We start from the raw sequence: 5,420 nt of genomic DNA, 5'->3' as shown, positions 1-5,420 counted from the left end.
ATAGAAGGATTGTCTATTTTTCTTCTTCCAAAGATCATAGAGGACTTTGCTGTACCCTTGCACCCAACGATAAATCGTAGTATGACAAACATTTATTCCACGATCATATAACAATTCCTGAACTTCACGATAGCTTAGATTGTAACGCAGGTAGTAACCAACAGCGACAATAATGACGTCTTTTTTGAATTGTTTGCCTTTAAAATGATTCATTACTCTGTCCTCTCTGTCTTTTTTCTCAATTTTACACTAAAATAGATTTTTTGGAAAACTTTGCAACAGAACCTTTTTGTCAATTCGATTTATTTAATGAAAAAAAAACAGCTTTCTTACGCAAGCTGTTTTTTTAAAATAGTGTTATGGGTAAGATTTATCGCGTTCCCCATTTTGTCGATTTCAATGTGAATAGTGCATAGAATCTAACAGGTAATAAAATTAGTACGTGCATAAAGCCATAGATAACAAAGAGTAAAAATCCAACATCTTTAGTTCTATAAATACCATACAGTGAACGGAAAATAGCAATCAGAATCAAAATAATCAAATACTGATATAAATGTCCGAAATTCTGATACAAAATTGTTTGGACAGCCATAGCGATTAAAGACACAACCAACATAAACGGTAAGATAAATTGCATGACCAAATCATACATCATATAAGCAGGATGCTTATGTGCAAACTTAATCGTCCAGAGCATCTCACGATAGAAACTTTTATTCCATCTTACTTGCTGTTTGATATACCCACCAATTGTTTCAGGAACAAAAGTATAAACTTGACTATCACTTTGGAAAGCAACTTCATGGCCTGCTTCAAGAACCAAATTTGTCAAATGACGGTCATCTCCATAGGTACAATTTTCGCCTAAGAAATATTGTGTAATGTACTTCTCTTTAACTTCCTCAATTATTTCTTTACGATAGGCTGAAAATGGTCCAGAGCAACACATGACAACGTGAAAGCGGCTTTGAGCTGCTCGCTCTTGGTGAAAAGCAGACCAATAGCGATACGTAATAAGACGTGTTAAGATGTTTGTATTCTTGTTTTCGACTCGAACATCACCTGTGACAGCACCAACTTTCTTATCAGCAAAACGCTGAATTAATTTTTCAACAGCATTCTCATCATGTAGTAAGGTATCTGAATCCACTGTGACAATAATATCACCTTTAGCAATATCAAATCCAAGTTTTTGACAGTGACGCTTGCCTTTGTTTTCATCAGGCAATAAAATTTTAACATTTGGATTCGATTGATAAGTGTTATAGACTTTTTCAATCAATTCTTCACGATTTTTTGAGCCGTCATCAACAACAATAATCTCTATGTTAGCTATCTTTTGTGCCACAATAGAATCAATACAATTCTTCAAAATTTGTGGTACTTCGTTATAGGCAGGCACTATCACCGAAACACTAGCTTGATATTGACTATGAAAATCCTTAAATGCTTCCTTGTTCTGTTTTCTATGGTCACTATGACATAAAATAATCTGAAATACAATGTGCGAAATAGCAAGCACACCATAAACCAATAAAAATATACTTAAAAAGTTTAACATCTTCTCTCCATTAATCCAGTTGATAGACTTTATATTTTAATCTCTCACAAATACATCGTGCGTGTGCAATTTATGTGCAACGTCGCGCAGACTTTCATCCCATCGATTGGCAACTATAATCTCAGCCGCTTTTTTAAAGTCTTCTAAACTATGCACAAGTTGAATTCCCTTAAAATTTGGCACACTCAAAGTTGGTTCGTAAATAACAATTTCAACACCCTTAGATTTTAGTCTCGTCATAACATCTTGAATCGCACTATATCTAAAGTTATCGCTACCATGCTTCATCGTTAAACGATAAATACCGACTGTTTTAGGATTTTTTTCCATAATCTTATCAGCAACAAAATCTTTTCGAACATCATTTGATGCAACAATCGCTGAAATTAATCTCTCAGGGACTTGACGATAATTTTGTTTTAACTGCTTGGTATCCTTAGGCAAACAATAGCCACCATAACCAAAACTTGGGTTGTTATAGTGAGAACCGATGCGCTCATCTAATCCCAGTCCTTCAATGATTTGTCTAGATTCAAGTCCATTTATCTGCGCAAAAGTATCCAATTCATTAAAATAAGCGACACGAAGGGCTAAGTAAGTATTGGCAAATAACTTGATTGCTTCCGCCTCGGTTTCACCCGTGTATAGCACAGGCACTTCCTTATCCCAGACATTTCTCAAAAATAAAGCACCTATTTCTTTTGCTGCATCAGTTGTATCACCAATGATGATCCTAGACGGATAAAGATTGTCATACAGTGCTGTTCCTTCCCTCAAAAACTCAGGACAAAAAATAATAGTTTGAACACTTGGAAATTGTTTTTTTAGGGTTGCAACATAGCCGATTGGAATCGTAGATTTGATAATGAACTTCGCATCAGCTTTGATTTGAATTGCTTTTTCAATCACGTCTTCAATAGACGATGTATTAAAATAATCTGTTGATTCATCATAGTCTGTTGGCGTTGCAATCACCAAATACTCTCCATGTAAAACCGCCTGCTCAAAATCACTAGTATAGCTCACATTCGAACGTTTCTCTTTAATAAATTTCTCGATGTAATCATCGATTAAAGGTGAGCCACCTTGTTCCAATAATGTTATCTTGTGACTATCAATATCATAGCCCACCACCTCTTCATGCTGACCTAATAACAATGAATTCGCTAGACCAACATAACCTAACCCAAATACCGATATCCTCTTTTTCCCATTGATTCCCAATCTTGTTTTTTTCCTTTCGATAATTAATAAAAATAAGCAGTACAGCTCATTATATGATAATATTTTTCGACAAGTTCCTTGTTTTTTAGAAGTATTAAGTCAAAAAAAGAGGAACAAATTCACAAAATAATAGATGCGATGCTAATTTCAAGATATTTTGAGGCAAAAAAAAATCATCTACCTCATAAATGAAATCTCAGCCTGACTATTGCTGTCCCAATCCGTTGTTTTTTCTGTGGAGCATTGATAAGTTTTCTTTTCTTTATCGTAAATTTTGTTGCCTTGTTCATCATAGTGATAAACTTTTTTTTGACGAGTTCCCCAATCCCCGTTTTCTTTTCTTTTATTTTTTACACGAGAAAAGCGAGTTTTTTTCAACACCTTCAATCTGAAAGATTGGCATTTTATACCATGATTTTTCATGGTATATAAATTCGCCATTATACTCTATAGGGATATCTTACCACTTTTTATAAGTATTTTCAAATTATATGTTTACATTCCTAACAGTAAATTTTTGTCTTAAAAAAATAAAAAAGCCACCAACTTATTGTCAGCAACTTTTTTATTTTAAAACTTAAATCAAATCATCAATCGGCACAGATTGGTATTTCGTGGTTAAGCCGTAGTCCCCACTCTGCTTGCACCGCTTCGTTTTTTTATGTGGCATAGATGCGTCAACCACTCATCAAGAAATTAGACTTCTCTATGGAACAATTTAACCGCATGCTCTGCGTGTCAGTTTTCTTTAAACTCATTATAGCATAAAGTCTCCCTGTTCGCTTTTGTCGCTCCGCTTGTACACCTCAATTGAAAAAATCGGACGTTCTGCCTTTAGGAAAAATCCCTTGCGGTCGTGGTTACTTTGATTTTTTTGATAGAGTTAAGTATTTATCTCTTCCGTCAAATGGAAAGATAGCACGTATGGCAGACTCAAACACACCTTTAGCGATTACTTCTAGTTCTTCCAAGTCATCTTGAATATCAACGGTTATATGATTACTTCTTTCCCAGTCAATTGTACATTGAATTGTATGTTCTCCAAAGTCAACATCAAATTCTTTGGTTTGATTTCTATGTATTACCCCAACATATTTATCGTCTATTAAGACTCTGTATGCTCTTAATTTGTTAGCACCTTTTGACGTCCTCGATAATCTTATCTTTGGCATGATTTTATCCTCACTTCCAAAATTTCCACCATTTTTTTGTTCTTCTTTGGGTTCTGTTGCGAAGTTTGAAAATCAAACGCGCCCTCTCTGAACTCCAAATATCTTAGGCTGTTATGCCCATTAATACCTTTTATATTTCATTGTTATCATTCTCTCTTAAAAATTTATAGTATTTAAATTAAAATCCCTATCGTAAAAATAAAAATATTGTAGTGATAGAATCGACTAAAGTATCAAAAATTGATTTGATTGTCTTCTTCTGTCCATAGGTCTTTTTTCTTTTCAAAACACACCTCCATTATTTATAAATTACCCGAATTGCTAGTTAATTTCATTGGAAAATAACTAGCAATTCGGGTAAGCTCTATATTATTAATTAAAAAGATTATGAAAAGTATTCTCTATTTTAAAACATTTTTCCTAAATGATTTAAGGTTCCTTGTCTTCTTTTAGTTCTTGATACTTTTCAGCAGTTAGAAATCCTTGTTTCTCTAAAAGTTTCGTTGAGTTTTTAAGGTTTAAATCAGTAGTAATTGGAGTGTCAATTTCAGACATAATTTCTTGATATCTGTTTAAGTTATTTTTAGATAATTTATTAAAATTAACTTCTATCGTTTCAAAAATGACCGATTTCTCATATTTTTTTGTTGTTATTATTCCACTAATATTTTTAAGTTTATCAGTAACACTTGAATAGTTGCCATTTCTTTTATTTATATATGGAGTAGATACAGTTGTATTTTGCTTAATTATTTTATCATTTCTATAAGTATAAGTTACATAACGTGTGGGTGTTTTAAAGTCATCATAGTGAATAAATTCTGCTTTTGCAATCGAAATGGTCAGATATATCCGAAAGATTACTGCAATCAGTAAAAAAATTCCTATGATGATTATAATTGAATTTTTATATTTTTTTATTTTATTTATAGAAATTGGCAAATTGATTTCCTCTATTCCTTATTTATTGTTTGCTGCATCAATGATTAATTTTTTATTTGAATCTGGACCACCTAAGAAAATATTTTTATTTGTATTATATTTTCCTTTTACTCCATTAACAAATTCTTGTGCTCCAAAGCTATGTACGATAAGACGTCTTAACTTTTTATTATTTTTCAAATTACCAAAAATATTGAGAGAGTTCCGAACCTGAAAATGAGCATATACAGCATTCTCTTTACTGTCGTAACCATTAGAACTACCAGTGACCTCATCAAATCTATGAAGTGGGTCATTCATTCTTACATAAACATAATATTTATACCCGAATTGCTAGTTGATTATTTAGCCATGACTTGATACCCGATAGAATATCTTAAAGTCTCTGGTTCCAGTGATTTAGCTGATTTTAACAGTAAAGAATACGCTAAAAGTATCATCTCTAATTTCAATTGAAAACCTTGAGGCGAACTTTATCAGTACAAGTCCATGTCCGGTCCCTAAATCTAGTATAATAC

The 5,420-nt window shown here is 32.8% G+C and carries 6 protein-coding genes and 2 pseudogenes; all 8 read right to left on the bottom strand.

The annotated features are described in order from the left end of the window. A pseudogene (locus tag ACTJFD_RS11380) lies at positions 1 to 213 on the bottom strand (IS6 family transposase); the annotation flags it as partial. Positions 214 to 370: 157 nt separating this feature from the next. Then, positions 371 to 1,564, bottom strand: a complete 1,194-nt coding sequence (locus ACTJFD_RS11375) for a glycosyltransferase (RefSeq protein ID WP_127094197.1) — start codon at positions 1,562 to 1,564, stop codon at positions 371 to 373. Between the two features lie 36 nt (positions 1,565 to 1,600). Then, positions 1,601 to 2,788 carry a nucleotide sugar dehydrogenase gene (locus tag ACTJFD_RS11370; protein ID WP_260308979.1) on the bottom strand — a complete coding sequence of 396 codons (1,188 nt, stop codon included), beginning with the start codon at positions 2,786 to 2,788 and terminating at the stop codon, positions 1,601 to 1,603. Positions 2,789 to 2,965: 177 nt separating this feature from the next. Further along, positions 2,966 to 3,211 carry a hypothetical protein gene (locus tag ACTJFD_RS11365; RefSeq protein WP_127094182.1) on the bottom strand — a complete coding sequence of 82 codons (246 nt, stop codon included), beginning with the start codon at positions 3,209 to 3,211 and terminating at the stop codon, positions 2,966 to 2,968. Between the two features lie 437 nt (positions 3,212 to 3,648). Then, positions 3,649 to 3,960 (bottom strand): hypothetical protein, encoded by a 312-nt coding sequence (locus tag ACTJFD_RS11360; protein ID WP_024636108.1) that lies wholly within the window; start codon positions 3,958 to 3,960, stop codon positions 3,649 to 3,651. A gap of 429 nt (positions 3,961 to 4,389) precedes the next feature. Continuing rightward, the gene (locus tag ACTJFD_RS11355) at positions 4,390 to 4,902 is read right to left on the bottom strand and encodes a DUF1307 domain-containing protein (protein ID WP_416411275.1); all 513 of its coding nucleotides are present in this window, start codon (positions 4,900 to 4,902) and stop codon (positions 4,390 to 4,392) included. An 18-nt stretch (positions 4,903 to 4,920) separates the two neighbouring features. Continuing rightward, the gene (locus ACTJFD_RS11350) at positions 4,921 to 5,202 is read right to left on the bottom strand and encodes a hypothetical protein (RefSeq protein ID WP_442261644.1); all 282 of its coding nucleotides are present in this window, start codon (positions 5,200 to 5,202) and stop codon (positions 4,921 to 4,923) included. Between the two features lie 41 nt (positions 5,203 to 5,243). Then, positions 5,244 to 5,372, bottom strand: a pseudogene (locus ACTJFD_RS11345) (IS982 family transposase); the annotation flags it as partial. Between the last annotated feature and the right edge of the window lie 48 nt (positions 5,373 to 5,420).

The sequence above is a fragment of the Vagococcus sp. genome (assembly GCF_052102835.1).
GTDB lineage: Bacteria > Bacillota > Bacilli > Lactobacillales > Vagococcaceae > Vagococcus.
Note: the sequence above shows the minus strand (reverse complement) of the source record. Positions and strands in the feature narration are given on the sequence as shown.

Coding starts and splice junctions, on each gene's coding strand:
- ACTJFD_RS11350 (WP_442261644.1), bottom strand. CDS start 5,202: ATGAATGACCCACTTCATAGATTTGATGAGGTCACTGGTAGTTCTAAT.
- ACTJFD_RS11375 (WP_127094197.1), bottom strand. CDS start 1,564: ATGTTAAACTTTTTAAGTATATTTTTATTGGTTTATGGTGTGCTTGCT.
- ACTJFD_RS11360 (WP_024636108.1), bottom strand. CDS start 3,960: ATGCCAAAGATAAGATTATCGAGGACGTCAAAAGGTGCTAACAAATTA.
- ACTJFD_RS11365 (WP_127094182.1), bottom strand. CDS start 3,211: ATGAAAAATCATGGTATAAAATGCCAATCTTTCAGATTGAAGGTGTTG.